Source organism: Alkalimonas collagenimarina, assembly GCF_030717845.1.
In the GTDB taxonomy this organism is placed as follows: domain Bacteria; phylum Pseudomonadota; class Gammaproteobacteria; order Enterobacterales; family Alteromonadaceae; genus Alkalimonas; species Alkalimonas collagenimarina.
Window position 1 is genome coordinate 153,448 of sequence record NZ_JAUZVZ010000004.1, and the last position, 17,305, is coordinate 170,752.

Consider the following 17,305-nt stretch of genomic DNA (forward strand, 5'->3'; position numbering starts at 1 on the left):
TGGCTAGCCACTTGCCGGGTCAATGGCTTGTTCCTGCATCAACTTATCCTGATGCAGAAAAGCCATTCGGATTTCTTCACGCAATTGCTGATCATCCCAAGGCTTAGTTAAAAATTTATAAATTGCGCCTTCATTGATAGCTGCCGTTACTGATTTAAGATCGGTATAACCAGATAACACCAGTCGCACGGTGTCGGGGTACATAGCTTTAACTTTACTGAGGAACTCGGTGCCACTCATACCCGGCATGCGCTGGTCAGACACCACTACCTGAATATCATGCAAAGCCAGTAGCTCAAACGCCTGTTCGGCATTCGTGGCGGTACACACCTGATAATTTTCTTTTCGTAACACGCGCTTCAACGCACTCAAGATGTTTTCTTCATCATCAAGCAGCAACAAATGCTTGGATTGTTGTTCACGCTCAGACGTTAAAACTGCAAGTTGCTCCTCGGTTTGCTGCGAGCCTAGTAGTAATTCAAGCTCAGCAGCAGGCATCGGCTTAGCAAAATAATACCCCTGAAACTCATTACAATGATGCTTACGTAAAAAGGCAACTTGAGCTTTGGTTTCAACCCCTTCAGCAATCACGGTAATTTGAAGATGATGCGCCATGGAAATAATCGCCTTGGTGATGGCTGCATCGTGCCGATCCCGGATCACATCACGGATAAAAGAGCGATCAATTTTAATTTTCTGAATAGGCAAGTGTTTCAGATAACTCAAACTGGAAAAACCAGTACCAAAGTCGTCAATCGCAATGTGTACACCTAATGCTTTCAACTGGTGCAACTTTTCAATCGCGCTGTCGGCATGACTCAGTAAGATTGATTCAGTAAGCTCAAGTTCTAGCGAGCCAGCAGGCAATTGATACTTTTGCAGTAGCGTCGCGACGCTGTCGACAAAGTTGCTGCGTTGAAACTGCAATGATGAAATATTCACTGCCATCAGCAACTGGTGGTAACCACGCAGTAGCAACTGAGCTGCGAAACCGCATGCGGTTTCTAGTACCCATTCACTTAACGGGATGATTTGCCCACTACTTTCTGCAATCGGGATAAAGTCGGACGGTGCAATCATACCCAGTGTTGGGTGTTTCCAGCGAAGTAAGGCTTCTACCCCGGTTAGTTCAAGTGTTTGTGCATCGAACTGAGGTTGATAATACAGCTCAAACTCTTTGTTGGTGAGGGCCTTTTGTAGCTCATTGCGTAACGTCAACTGCCGCCCCAGCTCCTTGTTGAGATCACGGTTGTACCACTGGAAGGTATTACGCCCCAACTGCTTCGCTTCAAACATAGCTAAATCAGCTTGTTGGATCAGCAAGGTAGGTTCTTCAAGACGACCTGAAGACAAAGTGATACCAATACTGACGCTGATGTGTAATTCTCGCTGATCGATGAAAAAAGTTTCATTCATATGCTGCAAGATCCGCTCAGCAATAGTGACCACATCGTTATCATGCTGTAGTTCTGGCAGCAGCACCACAAACTCATCCCCACCAATCCGGGCTAGCGTATCGCCCGGCCGGATATGTTGTGACAAACGTTTCGACACCTCAACCAGTAAATGATCACCCACCAGGTGCCCCAGTGAATCATTAATCAGCTTAAAGCCGTCCAGATCAATAAACATGACGGCCAAACTACGCAGACTTCGGGCCGACATATTGCAGCTCTGGCGCAAGCGGTCATGCAATAAAGCCCGGTTAGGTAATCCGGTTAACATATCGTGGCTGGCGTTGTAGGCTAGTTCATCTTCATAGCGTTTTTTCTCGGTCACATCATTTTGCACCCCGACAAAATGGCTTATATGGCCCTCTTCATCCGGCACTGGTGCTATAAACAGCTCATTCCAGAAGTGCTGACCATCTTTGCGTATATTTTTTAAAAGGACGTGACACTCTGCTTTTTGTTGCAAACAAAGTCGGATCTCTTTGGCTACCGTTTCATCACGCAGCTCACCCTGCAAAAAACGACAGTTTTTGCCCAGAGCTTCCGAAGCGCTATAGCCGGTAATTCGCTCGAAGGATTTATTCACAAAAATGATCGGGTGATCCTCTTGTCTGGCATCTACGATAACCACACCATTGGATGAAGATTCAACCGCCCGTTTAAATAACCGTAAGCTTTCTTGGCTACGCACCTGCTCGGTCAGATCCTTCGCAATCACAAAAACACCAATCACCTGATGATCAATATGAATCGGAGTATGGCTTAGCTGTAAAATGAGCTGCTGCCCATTCTTGCGGATCATAGTCAGCTCATAAGACTTTGGGCTACCATGCATCGTTAAATCAAGTAAATGCTGAACCCTGACCTGCTCGCGTTCCGTCAATAATGCACTAAAACGGGTTCCCAGCAGTTTATCTTCCGGCATTTGCAATAACAAACAGCCAGCCCGGTTCACAGAGGTGAACTTGCCGTCTTTATCCAACGAAAATATCGCATCCGGATTCGATACAAACAATGAGCGATAGCGTTGCTCGCTATGCTGAACCTGATTTCGATCACGTTCTCGCTCAATGGCCACAATCATCAGTTGGCTGCATGCCTGAATAAACGCTAGTTCAGATTTCGTAGGCTGCTTTTCTGTTTTATGGTAAACGGCATAAGTACCTAAAGTGGAATCATCATTGGTCAATAAAGGAAAAGCCCAGCATGCCTTGATAGAATGTTCCTGTGCCAGAGTGTTAAAAGAGGCCGACTGATTATCCTGCCCAATATTCGCTACAATGACGGTTTCTTTATAAAAAGAAGCTCTACCACAAGCTCCTGAATCTGCTGCAATGACATCGTCTTCAATTGCTTGAAAAAAAGACTTAGTCAACCCTGCCGATGCAATCGGATACAACAGGCCATTTCTCGACAGCAGCACCGCGCAATGACTGCCAGGAAAGTGCTGTTGATAAAAACAACATACACTGGCTAAGATGTTTTTCAACGGCCGGTTAAGGGCAATTTGCTGCAGGGTATTGGTACGAAGATGGCTGATTTGCTCCTGCTCGACTAAAGAGGTGATGTCCCGCGCTATCGCAAATGTTGTTTGACTTTCATCGGACCAACGCGCCGACCACATGAGCCAAACAATAGCCCCATCTTTTCGAATATAACGATTCCTGAAGTTTTTCGTTTCTTGCCCATGCCGGATTTTTTCTATTTCTTGCCGGGTAATATCTTTGTCGTCAGGGTGAACTAAATCAATAAAAGGCTGCGCCATCAGCTGCTCACGCGGATATCCAAACACGGCTTCGCAGGCCTCACTCAACTGAATAAAGTATCCGTCAGCATTTACGATGGCCAACACATCCATCGAATTCTGCATGATTGCTTTAGTCAGCCCGCTCAAATCGGCTGCGTGATATGAATTTTTTGCCATCCACTATTCCTGAAAATTACGGATAAGTAATTCATGTTGCTGTTGGTGCAAAAACGCCAACAACTCAGATTTAGTGATAGGTTTGGCTAACACCCCTTGAATAACACTGTCTTGCTCTGCTTGTTTAAAAAGCAAAGGCTCATGCATAGCTGATAACAAGTAACAACGAGTTGGCTGCATCCAGTTAGCCTTATGCTGGCAAAACTCCAACCCACTCTGTTCAGGCATTAAATAATCAGCAAGTAACAATGAAACCGAGTGCGAACCAAGGTAATTGTGTGCCCGGCGACAGCTCTGTTCAAACACACAATGGAAAGGCACACCACGCAGCATGCGCTGATAAGCGCTTAACAGATAGCTATCATCATCCAGAAACATCACGCTGAAATTGGCACTCATGCCAAGGCCTCTGGCCCAAGCTTCGCTTGAATACTTAGCTCTAATTGCTGCCAAAGAGGCGATAAATAAAGCGAAAGCTCCATCAGGTCATCAAGTTCGTCAGAGCGCATCATACGCTCAATCCACATGCATAAGGTTGAGTACTGCTCAGCTCCAGTGATGGCCGCCATACTTTTCAGGCTATGTGACAGACGGATCACTTCCATCACATTTTGCATCGCAATGGCTTTGAGCAATCGCTGGTGGTAAAGCTTGGCCTCCTGATAAAAACGCTGCAGAACCTCCTTCAGCTCTTCATCCGTTAAGTCACCATAAAAAGACTGTAACAACTGAAGATCCAGAGTTTGCATCTGCCGAATATTGTCGCTAAACGCATTACTCATCGGTTTTCTCCGAGCCATCATCTATACGCTGCACCAAAGGACGACTGATGGTTTGACTCCACCAATACGACAGCTTTTTTAATAGATCCAAAATGAGTGAGTTATGCCGTAGATTAGCGCTTTGTAACTGAGCCGCCAGTTTATTCAGTTTGCTAAGCTGTAAATCAAACTTTTGCCAAAAATCAAGCCGACGTTCCCGTTTCTTCAGGTTTTTCACGATGTAATTTAAATAATCAATCGAGCCACATGCACGTTTACGCTCAGTTTCTAAGGCAATCAACTTACAGTTTTTTACAAAAACATTGTGAAAACAACTCAGATCGAATGCGAGCTTTTTTAAGCGGCGATCCAGCTGATAAATTCCGGTCGTTGAGTTGTCTGGCCAACTCAAAAAATCTTCTTCAGTCTTAGCCTCTTCAACGTCTTCTTGCGCTGGCTTATACTCGTCTTTTTTCTGCGGATCGTTCAGCACAATTGAAGCACTGATCTTATGGCTCGAACCTTTTTCTGGAGCTTTTGGTTGTTTTTGCTCTTGCCGATACATGGCCTCGTAGTGAACAGCGGGTTGAATAAACTTGTCGTGAACCAGAAAATGCGACACTTTCTTACCGAGTGCATCAATCGACATCGGTTTAACCAGAAAATCGTTTACATCGTAAGCTATGCCTTGCTGAACCTGCTCCAGATAGGCATTGCCTGAAAAAATAATAATCGGAATATCGTGCGCTGTTGGCAAAGTGCCAGATCGAATTCGTTTTATCAGCTCAAGTCCGTCCGGAGCTTTAATCTCCAGATCGGTAATCAGCATGTCAATGGTTTCTGTTTCCAGTACGTCTAAAGCTGTTTTGCCATCCAGCGCTTTAATAGCACGGCAATTAGCAAGGCGATTGACAGCACCATGCAAGAAATCGCACATCAGTACCACATCATCAACCACCAGAACATTGAAGCTTCTCTTCAGCATAATGCCCGCTTCTGTAAAGTAATTATTACCTTTAACCATAACACCCTTTTACGAATTTAAAAGCATGGAATGGTTTATTAAATCTTTCCCAATCGTTACTTTGATGTAATTGACTTACACTACAAAGCCTTGCCAGAGCGAAGCCAACAAAAAATCATAATAATAACCATCATAACGTTGCCAGTTACCGGCAGGTCCAATCAAATGCTCGCCAAAACACCTCGTTTCAATGATGCATCGCCACCATTTCGGCTATCCGGACCTAAAGGTGCTGGTAACAAAAAATGTCATAATCGACAAAATATCACGTTTTTATCAGTCACAGGTTTGCATGCTTGCCGACATCACAGGCTATTCTTTGAAAATAGGTACTAACTATGTATTACTGAAGCGCTGTTTACTAAAAAGGAGTTGTTATGCCGCTTGGAGATGAAAGCAAATGGCAAGCCATGCAGCAAAGCTACCGTGTCAATCTAAGGCAAAAAGGTGAGCGACTTCAGCATTATTGGCAACAGTACATTGCAAACAACAACTTGGAAGCACGGATTGAGGTAAAACGCCTCAGCCATCAACTTACCGGCTCTGGTGCGATTTATGGCTATCAGGACATCACTGACACCGCCAGACAGCTCATGGATTTACTCTACTTACCTTTTAATGATGAACTGACTCAACGCATTAATGAGCACAATGCCTTTACTGAGCTACTAGAGCGCTTAAAAGAAACCTACCAAAGTCTGGAGCAAAGTGGGACATCGCCTGCCATTGAGCCTTCACCTTTTAACGGCATTCAGCAAAAGGTACTGCTCATTGAGCAAGATAGTTCGTCGACGTCGCAACTCCATCATAGTATACGTGATAGCGGATTCCACCTTATCCGCTTAGCGGATATGGCTGATTTAGTTCATACAATTCAGCACGAACAACCTGCCGCTATCATCTGCGATTTATCGTTTATTACTGTAAAAAATAACACAACGGAGTCATGGCTAGCTAGCCGCAAGCAACCCGGAAAACATATACCATTGATACTTATAGCTGGTGATAACGACTTTGATGCCCGTTTGGCTGCTACCAGAGCAGGCTGCAACCACTTCATGCATAAACCGTTGGATGTACCACAACTGATTAATCATTTAAAAAAACTACTGAATGTTGGTAAAAACGATCCTTATCGTATTTTACTAGTCGATGATGATGCCGATGTACTACGCTTTTATCGTCAAGCACTCAGCATGGGCGGGTACAAAGTATATACTGCCAGCAAGGCTAAACAAGCCTTTGACCTATTGTATAAAATAGATCCTGAATTGGTCATTATTGATGTCAATATGCCGGATTGTAGTGGGTTAGAATTAGGACAAATTATTCGGCAAAATCACGAGTTATCTGATACCCCCTTGATGTTTATGTCGGCAGATAGCCATACCGATGAAAAAATGGCAGCGGTGAATCTGGCAGGTGACGAGTTCATTCAAAAACCAATTGCGCCATGGCGTTTACTCATGACCGTAGAAGCCAGAGTGAAACGTAGTAGGCTGCTAAAGCAACAAAAACGAGCCGTTATTCAACGTCCCGAACTGGTTCAACATATTGATACTTTAACGGCACTCCCCACCTTGTGGCAGCTAAAACGAGACCTAACGGACAAGCTAAAGCAACAGCTGCCGTTTTGTTTGATCAAGATGGATCTGGACCAGTTTCATTTGATCAATGATGTTTATGGCCATGCTACCGGAGATTTGGTGCTACAAACGATTGCCTGGCAACTGGCGCAGCTATTAAAAGAAGATGACCGTTTGTACCGTGAAAATGGAGACGAATTCTGGTTACTATGCCAGAACATCAATACGCTTGAGCTTGCGGCCCAGTATACCGAACAAATGCTGCTTCGATTAGAGCACACATCAACCAACTTTGATGTTTCCATTCATTTTAGTGCCAGTGTTGGCTTATGTTTGGTTGCAGATGCCAACAAACAAGTCGAAGAGATCATGCAACATACCAGCACCGCATTGTATGAGGCCAAGAAAAAAGCTGGTCACCAGTACCGTTTTTATGATCCCGAGCAACAACATAAAATCGATCTGCGCATGCAGCTCACTCACACCATTCGACAAGCGATCACTCAACGTCAATTTAGCTGCGCCTACCAAGCCATTTTATCCGAAAAGAAGCAACTGATGAGTTTCGAAGTTTTAGCCCGTTGGCACCATCAGGAGTTAGGTATTATTTCACCCGCACAATTTATTCCTATTCTCGAAGAACAAGGCTTAATCAGTTTCCTTACACAACAAATTTTAGATACTGGACTGGCTCAATTAAAAGTGTGGCGGCAACAACACCCTAACCTTCAGCTAAATGTAAATTTTAGTGCTCAGGATTTACTGGACCCTGAATTAACCAACAAATTGCTCAAGCACATGAAGCAACACCAACTACCTCACTCCTGTTTAATCGTTGAAATTACAGAAAGCATTTTGATTCAGGCTGGAAGTAGTGCTATTGATCAGCTCAATCATATTGCAAATCATGGATTTAGCATTGCATTGGATGATTTTGGCACGGGTTACTCTTCACTTAGCTACCTGGACAAGTTTCCCGTTACCAAATTGAAAATTGATCGCAGCTTTGTGCAGCGTATTGATGACTCACAGCAGGATAAATTAGTACTAGCCATCATTCACCTTGCTCAAGATTTAGGTCTGGAAACCACCGCTGAAGGCGTTGAAACAAAGCATCAATTTGATTATCTGAAAGCATCTGGCTGCCAGCGCTTTCAAGGATATTTGTTCAGCAAGCCACTTCCAGCTGAATCCATTGCGAAAACGGCATGGTTTCAATCGACAAAGCTGGACGAGCAAACAAACACCAACTATCACAAATAGCAGATAATGCTTTCTGCAATGGGAGCGCTAGTCAGGCCAGCGCCTGCTGATGATTTCTAAACAATAGCTACCCTGTTAAAGAAAAGATTCCTTTTCTGGTTATGATATCAGTGTCACCTTTCCACGATTCAGCCTATACTCTTCTATACCTTAAATTTACCAAAGGTTTTCATGTCTGATCCTATACTACCGTGGGACCTAACCATCAAGTTACGTCAGCAAGCTGAGCAGCAACTCAAAACAGGTTCGACTCAGTTAAACGCAGTATTTACAGCCAGCACGGATGCATTGAGTGCACTTTTTCGACTCAGTAGTGAGGCCAATACCGCCAGCGACGGACTCAAATTATTGCATGAGTTGCAAACTTATCAGGTAGAACTAGATTTGCAAATGGAACAATTACAACACAATGAAAGCGATGCAAACCACCAACTGGCATGCTACCGGCAGTTCTTCGACCTGTCTCCGATTGGCTGTATTATCATTAATCTCAATGGCATCATCACCGATTGTAACGCCGCCGCCGCAGGTTTATTTGCTCATCTGACGAATGATCAGACCGGACAACTCTGCGGCATCTCTATGCAATCACTCGTGACAGCTAACTGTCAGCCAATGCTGAGCGCCTCGCTGGCCAGGGTGCAACGTAGCCAGCAAAACGCGACTCTGATTGTCACAGCTGTCACTGGCTCAGGCAACTCTGCAGATCCATGCAACCTGCGCCTGACCATAAGCTTAAGTCCAGATCAGAAAGCTATCTTGCTGATGCTAGCAGACGATGCCTCAGAACATCGGCTGGCTGCTGATGAACTGTGATCAAGGTTGTGAATACTGAAGAAACCCTGAAAAAAAAATCGGTTCAATCAATACCTGGTATGGTCGGCATTGGCGCTTCAGCTGGTGGTCTGGGAGCACTGGATCAGTTTTTGTCGCATACGCCATCAGACACTGGCCTGGCATGGATCATCGTACAACATCTGGACCCGACCAAAAAAGCGTTGTTGCCAGAGTTATTGCAGCGATTTACTACCATGGAAGTGCAGGAAGCGACACAAGGTATGGCTATCAGTGCCAATCATGTGTATGTGATCCCGCCCAATACTGAACTCAGAGTGCAGCATGGTGCGTTAAAGCTTACCAAACCAACCGAGCCACGCGGTAGACGTCTGCCGGTGGATATCTTGTTCCATTCACTTGCAGAGTCGCTCGGTCAAGGCGCCATTGGCGTAATTTTATCCGGTATGGGGAACGACGGTACCCTCGGGGGGCAGGCGATTAAAGCTGCGGGTGGTCTGATGGCAGTACAACAACCTGACTCTGCTCAATTTAGCTCGATGCCGGAGTCTGCGATTGCCGCAAGTTGTGCTGACATTATCGCCAACTCGACTGAATTGCCAGTACGGATTCTGGCGGTCGTCTCTCAGATGTCGATGGAGAAACCAGAGCCAGCTCCTACCAAACAACCGCAGCATAGCACCACAAGACAATCCGGGTTAGCAGACGCAGCTTCAACAAGCGCACTGCATCAGATTATTAACCGGCTGCAAAATCACACCCGACATGATTTCTCACTGTATAAAATCAGTACTCTGCAGCGGCGAATTGAACGGCGCATGGCTATCCATTCACTTGACTCCATGCAGCACTATGCCAATTTCCTCACAGACAACCCTCAGGAAAATGATTTACTGTTTAAAGAGCTCTTGATTGGCGTGACGCATTTCTTCCGGGATGCTGCTGTGTGGCGCTATCTCGCCGACAACGCGCTACCGATGCTGCTGCATCAACAAAAGGGGGAAACCGCTCTGCGCGCTTGGAGTATCGGCTGCTCAACCGGTGAAGAAGCCTACTCGCTGGCTATGACATTTTGTCAACTGCAGGAAAGTCAACCTGAGTTGCAGCAGTTCAGCTTAAAGATTTTCGCTTCTGATCTAAGCCCTGATGCCATTGCTCAGGCGCGGCGCGGCCACTACCCACTGGCCGTGGCCGAGCAAATCAGCTCCCAGCAGCTTGAGCAGTTTTTCATTCGCCATGACAACTACTACCAAATCAAACAACATATCCGCGACATGGTGTTGTTTGCTCAGCATGATGTGATCCTCGATCCGCCATTCACCCGACAAGATTTAATTGTCTGTCGCAACCTACTGATCTATTTTGATGCTAAGCTGCAACATAAGTTACTCCCACTAATGCACTACAGCCTGCGCGGCAATGGCATCTTACTTCTGGGTAGTTCAGAAACCATCGGTCGCAGCCACGATTTATTTGTGCCGCTGGAGGCAAAACTGCGTTTCTATCAACGTCAGGAGCCTCTGGCTCATAGTACCCGCCATCTGCCAGTGCATTCGTTTCCACCCTTATCCATGCTAGCCAAGGAGCACCCGGTGCCTACTAACAAAACACCTAGCCAACCAACAGATAATTTACAAAGTGCCGCTGATCAGGTATTGCTGCAGGTCTATGCACCTGCAGCAGTGGTCCTGAACAGTGTGGGTGATATTGTGTATATCAGTGGACGAACCGGCAAGTATCTCGAACCTGCTGCGGGTAAAGCCAATTGGAATTTTCATGCCATGGTGCGCGAAGGGCTCCGGGCACCGTTGTCACTTGCATTGAAGCAAGCAGCTGCAGAAACGAAGCCCTTGCAATTGCATCGCTTGCCACTGTCCACCGGGGACAACGCAATGCAAGTGGATGTTACTGTGCAGGCATTGCAAGAACCCGCTTCATTGCTGGGCATGACCATGATTATATTTCGCGATGTTTCAGCGACAGATCTTAGTCATCCCCCAGCTGGCATTGATTTCTCGCTGGAAGCAATACAAAAACAATACCTTGATGAAATTCAGACCTTGCGTGAAGAAACGCGCACTTCAAAAGAAGAACTGCAATCGAGCAATGAAGAGTTGCAATCCACCAATGAAGAACTGCAATCGACCAACGAAGAACTGACGACCTCAAAAGAAGAAATGCAGTCGATGAATGAAGAGCTGCAAACCATAAATACTGAATTGCAAGCCAAGCTCGATGATCTCGCCTTAGCCCAGAGCGACCTGCAAAACACGCTCAACAGTGTAGAAATTGCCATTCTTTTTCTGGATCAACAACTGAATGTTCGCCGCTATACCGAGCAAGCTGCAAATATCATCAATCTGCGTGAAAGCGATCTTGGCCGCCCCTTGAGCGATCTGACCAGCAGTCTGTTGTATCCGTCGTTGCATGACGACGCGATCGATACCTTACGAACGCTGAAGTTCAGTGAAAAACAAATTCCAACCAATGACGACCGCTGGTTTTCAATACGTATTATGCCGTATCGGCGATTGGATAATGTGATCGATGGGGTCGTGATTACGCTGGTCGATATCAGCGCAACTAAAAAACTCGAAGCCGCGCTTCGCTCCTAATTACCGGGCATGGCTGGGGTGCAACCTCACGCCACTAAAAATCAATGGGAAAGTCAGGTCGCTTCGCCAAAACAGCCAAGCAATCACGCCAACCCAAAGCCGCTTTTTTAGCAGCCAAAACCGTGTTTTCATTCGCAGTCCACTTTAAAATACTTTGTAATTTAACCAGCTGCACCGTGAATCGCCCACTCACGGCTGGCCCGCAGCCGATCCGGGTCTGGTATCGCAATCACCGATTCAATGGTTTTTATATAAGCCATAGGCAACTGAACTTCCCGAGCACCCACCAACACATGATGCTTGTACCAATCGTAGGGAATGACATCATCGCGAATACGGATGGCATAATAGATCAAAGCTTCAAGACTATGACCGTCTACATGATGCAACACCACTTGCTTAGCGTTATAGCCGGTTCCCAGAGTCTCAGCTTTATCCAGAACCGGCCGCTCAGCCGGATCCATTTTGTACACGACTCCTAACACCTGATGGCTGGCATCACCGGTATAAAGCGCATCGCACTTGGCAGAGCCATCCAGACTGGCTTTATGAAAACGTAATTGATAGCCCGGCAGCTGGTACACACCAAGACGCTCTGCACTGGGAACCCGTTGGCGCAGACGCGCGAGCGACATATTTGAGCCATAGGCAAAGTACAGCATAGTTAGCGCCCCCTATTTTCGGCATTACGCGCCGCTGCAATATCAGCCAATTTGGTCTCCAGCTCGGATCGACTGAGCCACTGCCCCCGAACCATCACGCCTGCAGGTTGATACAATACGGACAAGTCTTCCAACGGATTATTATCCACCAACAGCAGATCGGCACGATGTCCGGCCTTCACCAAACCAAAGGTATCTTTATCGGCAAAGTACTCGCCCACCGATACAGTGCCACTGCGCAAAATATCGTAATAACTCATGCCCGCCTCAGCCATCATCGGCAGCTCATGCCGCAGCGACAAACCTGGCACGCTATAAAGCTGCGGCGCATCCGTTCCCATTAAAATAGTCACGCCAGCCTGATACAAAGCACCAAGCAAGCGCTGACGATTTTCGGCATGAATGGCCGCTGTTTCGCCAGTATAGTAAGCCCCACTGCCGGCCTCCAGATAGCGTTCCCAGCCTGCAATGACCCGCGCAGGCATGTATTTTAGCTCATCATAATGTTGCAGTTTATCAGCATCGGCAGCACCAATAATGGTTTCCCACAGCGCCTGAGTAGGCACCACAGCGACCTGATGCGTTTTGGTCAATGCTACTAATGCAGCCATATCCTGCTTAGTAAGGGGCGTATCAAATCCTCCCAGCGCTGCCATGTAGCCATCTAAGTGATCAATGGTACGACTGCCAAGCAGTATAGCCTGTTCAATGCCAACGTCTTCAGGTACATGACCTGCAAAATCAATGCCCTGCTTTTGTGCTTCCTTAGCAATAGCCCGGTAGTGTTCAAGACTTAAACCGGGATGGATTTTTAATAAATCCCAGCCTTCGGCTTTGTGCTGCTGCACCCGCTCCCTTGCTTGCTCAACCGAGGTAACCGTATGTTGATTAAAACTGGGACCAGCCAAATACAAGGTTGGGCCAAGGCGTTTGCCTGTGGCGATATCATCCTTTAACCGTAATTGATGCTCGTGCCCAAGCATGCCACGAACAGTGGTGACACCCCCTGCAAGATACAGCAATAATACATCATCCAGATAGCGCGCGGGCATGCCACTAAAATCGACGGTAGGCGGCACATGGCCATGCATTTCAGCCAATCCTGGTAACAAATAACGGCCCTCACCGGCTATCCGCTTGGCACCATCAGGTATCGCCAGCTCATCAGCAGGAGCCAGCGCAATAATGCGATCGCCTTGCACCAGCACACGCTGATTACGCAAAATACGCTCAGAGTCCATCGGTAAGACATGCACCTGATCAAACACGATCACCATTTCGTCAGTCGTTGGGCTATCCACTTCAGCTGCGGACAGCATAACTGCACCAAACCATGGCCCCCCCAACAACAGCAAACTAGCAAACAAACGAGTGCGCAACATAATCAGGCTCCTTAAAAATTTCACTATATGTGCAGCCAGTATGGTCAGCCAGACAGGCTTTCGCAACAAAGCTGCCGCCAATATGCCAAAGGTTGCGACCAGCAGTACATAAGGCAGAAACAGAAGAATAAAGAAAATCTCTCACTTTTTTCTCACACCTCTGATCTTGCTATAGACTTAAGATAACCGTACCGATTAAAACAGCATTATAAAGGCTTTATATGCGCGCACTCATCATTGAACCCAGCCCAACCTACCAGCGCATTCTTTCGCGGATGCTGGACACCTACGATTTTGATATGACCTTTGTCGACTCAGCCACGGCCGGTTTTCGTGCCATGCGTGAACATCATCATCAGTTTGTCTGTGTTGCTATGTATTTACCCGACTTGACCGGTATCGAGTTTTGTCAGCATATCAGGCAAGGGAGCATCAATAATGAAGTTCCTATTTTTATTGTCACCTCCGAGTCTAACCCGGAGCTGCTCTCTTCTGCTCTGACAGCTGGTGCCACGGATATTATCCGTAAAGATGACCTACCACGGCTTGAAGAAGCCTTACATACGTTGATCCCACTAGGCCCCTTTCGTTACAACATCAGTGGCAAGGCTTTGTATCTGGAAGATAGCTTAACGGTAGCCAATGCCACCGATGCCAAACTAAAGCGTCTCGGTTTGCAAATGGATCATGCTTTCTCCATTGCAGAAGCACACCACCTATTGCAGCACAACAAGTACGAATTGATCATGACTGACATCGTATTACAAGCAAACGAAACCGGTATTGATTTTATCAAGCAACTCCGCTCTGAAACCCGCTTCCAACAAACCCCCATTTTGGCAGTCACCAGTTTGGAAAGTATCAATCGTCGTATTCAGGCATTGCAATCCGGTGCCAATGATTACATTTCGAAGCCAGTGCTGGATGAAGAGCTATTTGCCCGCATCAATAATTTGATTTCATCCAATCGATTGGTCGAGCAACTGACTCGTGAACGACAACGGTTGCTTGAGTTAGCGACTAAAGACCACTTAACTGGGTTGTACAATCGTCATTTTATGGGCGAAGTTGCCAAGCGCCGCTTTGCTGAGGCGTACCGTAATCATCTGCCATTGTCGGTGTTAGTCATCGATATCGACCATTTTAAGCAGATTAACGATCAATATGGCCATCAAACCGGCGATAACGTACTCAAGTGCCTTGCCGAAGCACTGCGCCAACAATTTAACGACGATGATTATGTGGCTCGTTTTGGTGGCGAAGAGTTTGTGGTGCTATTAAATCAAACTGAACTTGAACCTGCCCGTCACAAAGCGGCTTTACTGTGTCAAACCCTGCAACAATTAAAACCGGAGAACATAATCACTACTGTGAGTGTAGGTGCAGCCAGCTTAAACCCAGCTCAACAAGAGTATTTTGATGAAGTATTTGCCCGAGCAGATAAAGCGCTGTATCAAGCCAAACAAAATGGCCGTAATCAGGTGGTAGCCTTAGTAGAATGAGTTTAACAAGCGCAACATGACCACTAAAAAGTGCTCAAGAAACAAACGGTTTGGCATTGCAGTCAGAACGCCGTACTGCTATCATTTTCTTAACAATAAGTTTGCGCCTGGGATGTAAGCGGTTCTGTGGTCTGGGCATTGTGGGTGCCATGATACCCCCTACGTTATGTGACCTGATCAGGGCTGATCCTGCTAGACTATTGTTTCTTCTGGATTGCTCTGGCTCAGGTAGCTTTGCTACGTGTTCAGGAGACCATTCATGTCGGACAAACAGTTTCAAATCGGTTTAACCATGGCGGGAGCCATTTCGGCAGGTGCTTACACCGCTGGTGCCATTGACTTTCTACTTTTCGCACTGGAATGCTGGGAGGAGGAAAAACGCAAAAATACCGACAGCAAAAAAGTGGTCCCCGATCATCAGGTGGTTATTTCTGTCATCAGTGGAGCATCAGCCGGAGCGCTCACCGGAGCCCTCGCTTTTCCTTTGCTCGCATCTGGTTTTAGCCGCCAACACCCACATTGCACCTTGCCACGTATGTACGATGCCTGGGTACGATACCCCCGATTTATTGAAGACTCCTCTATTTTAAATCAGGCCTTACTCAACCAAAATGATCTCGAATCCGATCAACCGGCTCGCTCTGCACTGGACAGCACGCTGCTTGACCACATTGTGCAAAAATCGTTTTGCCACTTAGATGCGGAACAAGCACCCAAACCATACATTGCCGAGAAGCTACACTTGTTCTTCAGCCATACCAACTTACGCGGCATCCCTTATTTGGTTCGATTTTCTGGCGAGCTTGGCACCGGCTACCCCATGACATTGCATGCCGATAGGGCCCACTTTATGCTGGAAGGTTTGGGTGCAACATCAGCACCATCGGCGTGGGCCGAGTCGAGCCGGCATGTCACGTTATCGATTAAAAATCTGCATCAACTCAATCATCTCTCGGAGAAAGACCCAAACTGGCAGCATTACGCCAATGCAGCCCTGCTGTCTGGTGCTTTCCCCATCGGCTTGGCAGCCATCAATTACGACATACCCATACTAGCAGACTATCAACATCGCCGGTGGCCGATAGACAGTGGTACCACCTTGTATCCGCTACAACCTGAACTGGACGAAGAAGAACAATTCAGCATGAGCTATACCGGGGTTGATGGCGGTATGCTGGATAACGAACCTTTTGAGCTAACCCGCTGGGCTCTGATGAAAAAACCACCGAAACCAAATGCTCGTAAAGACACCAAAACCAATCCGGTCGACCGAGCAGTCATTATGGTTGACCCCTTCCCTGAAAGTGCAGCATTTCCCGATTTTGATGGCGATAACTCAGTCCTTAGCATCCTCAAGCAACTGCTTCCCACGCTAAAAAACCAAGCACGTTGCAAGCCTGATGAAGCTATCGCCGCCTTAGATGAAAGTGTGTACAGCCGCTACCTGCTGGCGCCTATTCGTTATCGCAGTGATGCAACTTCATCACAACAACGAGGGAAAGATGAAAAACCCGAAGTACACGCCATAGCCTGTGGCCTCACTGGTGGTTTCGGTGGTTTTCTGGATGAAAGCTTTCGCCACCACGATTATCAACTAGGCCGGCTCAATTGCTATCGTTTTTTAAAACAACATTTTGCTTTACCCGAAGCCTACCAGGTGGTTGCCAAAGGCTACCAAGACTGTGCTAAATCCTTTCGTTTTACCGATACCGATGCCAAAAACAAGCCAGCAGAATTTCTTCCCATCATACCGCTGGTGGGTGACGCTGCCATCATGCCCAGTGTACCCGAGTGGCCCCGTATACCGGTCTCGGTGGTTGAGCAACTTGCTGATCAGGCATTTACACGTTATAAAACCCTGAAAAGCCGCCTCATCGATTCATCAGATGCCCGTATCACCCGCTGGTACCTTAAACTCGGCTTAAGAACTCAGGATTCTACCATTAGAGACATGATTTTTTATGCCATGCTGCAGGATTTACTCAAACGCGATCAACTGAAGGACTGGGGGGAAGCGGATCAGCTCACAGAGGATGAACGTCAGGTTATTGCGGCGCTCGCTACCACGAAATATCATGTCCGAACTGCAGAAGTGATTGCACAAGAAGTAAAACTTCCGGTCGGAGAAGTACGGCAGATTTTAAACAAACACAGCGGTGTGATCGCCGGCCCGGACATTAGCAGAAATGGCCAGAACTATGGCAGCTATTGTTTACGTGAACGCAGGCTACCCATGACCAAGCGCCTGCCTCTGGTTCGCAATATCAATCGCTTTTTTGTTGGTGGTTTTAGCCATGATCTGGCTAAGCTAAAAACATGATGGCCAGGCCGGCCTGCTCT

At 46.8% G+C, this 17,305-nt stretch carries 12 protein-coding genes; 5 read left to right on the forward strand and 7 right to left on the reverse strand.

The window, feature by feature from the left end:
* Positions 1-3 precede the first annotated feature (3 nt).
* Genes Q3O60_RS03960 through Q3O60_RS03975 form a run of 4 tightly spaced genes read right to left on the reverse strand, consistent with a single transcriptional unit; the run spans position 4 to position 5,160 of the window.
* Positions 4-3,375 (reverse strand): EAL domain-containing protein, encoded by a 3,372-nt coding sequence (locus Q3O60_RS03960; protein ID WP_305892604.1) that lies wholly within the window; start codon positions 3,373-3,375, stop codon positions 4-6.
* A 3-nt stretch (positions 3,376-3,378) separates the two neighbouring features.
* The gene (locus Q3O60_RS03965; RefSeq protein WP_305892605.1) at positions 3,379-3,774 is read right to left on the reverse strand and encodes a response regulator; all 396 of its coding nucleotides are present in this window, start codon (positions 3,772-3,774) and stop codon (positions 3,379-3,381) included.
* Positions 3,771-4,157, reverse strand: coding sequence for an Hpt domain-containing protein (locus tag Q3O60_RS03970; RefSeq protein ID WP_305892606.1), 387 nt, complete (start codon positions 4,155-4,157; stop codon positions 3,771-3,773). Before Q3O60_RS03970 ends, Q3O60_RS03965 begins: the two co-directional genes overlap by 4 nt.
* The gene (locus Q3O60_RS03975) at positions 4,150-5,160 is read right to left on the reverse strand and encodes a response regulator (RefSeq protein ID WP_305892607.1); all 1,011 of its coding nucleotides are present in this window, start codon (positions 5,158-5,160) and stop codon (positions 4,150-4,152) included. Before Q3O60_RS03975 ends, Q3O60_RS03970 begins: the two co-directional genes overlap by 8 nt.
* Before the next feature lie 377 nt (positions 5,161-5,537).
* On the opposite strand from Q3O60_RS03975, the gene Q3O60_RS03980 reads away from it, so the two are divergent.
* The 3 genes from Q3O60_RS03980 to Q3O60_RS03990 all read left to right on the forward strand — a co-directional run bounded on the left by Q3O60_RS03980 (position 5,538) and on the right by Q3O60_RS03990 (position 11,419).
* Positions 5,538-8,009: an EAL domain-containing protein gene (locus tag Q3O60_RS03980; protein ID WP_305892608.1), complete on the forward strand. Its 2,472-nt coding sequence runs from the start codon at positions 5,538-5,540 to the stop codon at positions 8,007-8,009.
* 171 nt (positions 8,010-8,180) lie between these two features.
* Positions 8,181-8,825, forward strand: coding sequence for a PAS domain-containing protein (locus Q3O60_RS03985; protein WP_305892609.1), 645 nt, complete (start codon positions 8,181-8,183; stop codon positions 8,823-8,825).
* 59 nt (positions 8,826-8,884) lie between these two features.
* Positions 8,885-11,419 (forward strand): chemotaxis protein CheB, encoded by a 2,535-nt coding sequence (locus Q3O60_RS03990; protein ID WP_305892652.1) that lies wholly within the window; start codon positions 8,885-8,887, stop codon positions 11,417-11,419.
* Here the strand turns inward: Q3O60_RS03990 and Q3O60_RS03995 are convergent, their stop codons facing one another.
* The 3 genes from Q3O60_RS03995 to Q3O60_RS04005 are packed head-to-tail and all read right to left on the reverse strand — an operon-like array spanning position 11,420 to position 13,463.
* The gene (locus Q3O60_RS03995) at positions 11,420-11,551 is read right to left on the reverse strand and encodes a hypothetical protein (protein WP_305892610.1); all 132 of its coding nucleotides are present in this window, start codon (positions 11,549-11,551) and stop codon (positions 11,420-11,422) included. It abuts the gene before it with no gap.
* A gap of 29 nt (positions 11,552-11,580) precedes the next feature.
* A complete protein-coding gene (locus Q3O60_RS04000) occupies positions 11,581-12,081 on the reverse strand; it encodes a gamma-glutamylcyclotransferase family protein (protein WP_305892611.1) in 501 nt (166 codons plus the stop codon).
* A 2-nt stretch (positions 12,082-12,083) separates the two neighbouring features.
* Entirely contained in the window at positions 12,084-13,463 is a 1,380-nt protein-coding gene (locus tag Q3O60_RS04005) for an amidohydrolase family protein (protein WP_305892612.1), read from the reverse strand.
* Between the two features lie 221 nt (positions 13,464-13,684).
* On the opposite strand from Q3O60_RS04005, the gene Q3O60_RS04010 reads away from it, so the two are divergent.
* Together Q3O60_RS04010 and Q3O60_RS04015 are read left to right on the forward strand one after the other, a co-directional pair.
* Positions 13,685-14,965, forward strand: a complete 1,281-nt coding sequence (locus tag Q3O60_RS04010; protein WP_305892613.1) for a GGDEF domain-containing response regulator — start codon at positions 13,685-13,687, stop codon at positions 14,963-14,965.
* 259 nt (positions 14,966-15,224) lie between these two features.
* The gene (locus Q3O60_RS04015; protein WP_305892614.1) at positions 15,225-17,285 is read left to right on the forward strand and encodes a patatin-like phospholipase family protein; all 2,061 of its coding nucleotides are present in this window, start codon (positions 15,225-15,227) and stop codon (positions 17,283-17,285) included.
* The last annotated feature ends 20 nt before the right edge of the window (positions 17,286-17,305 follow it).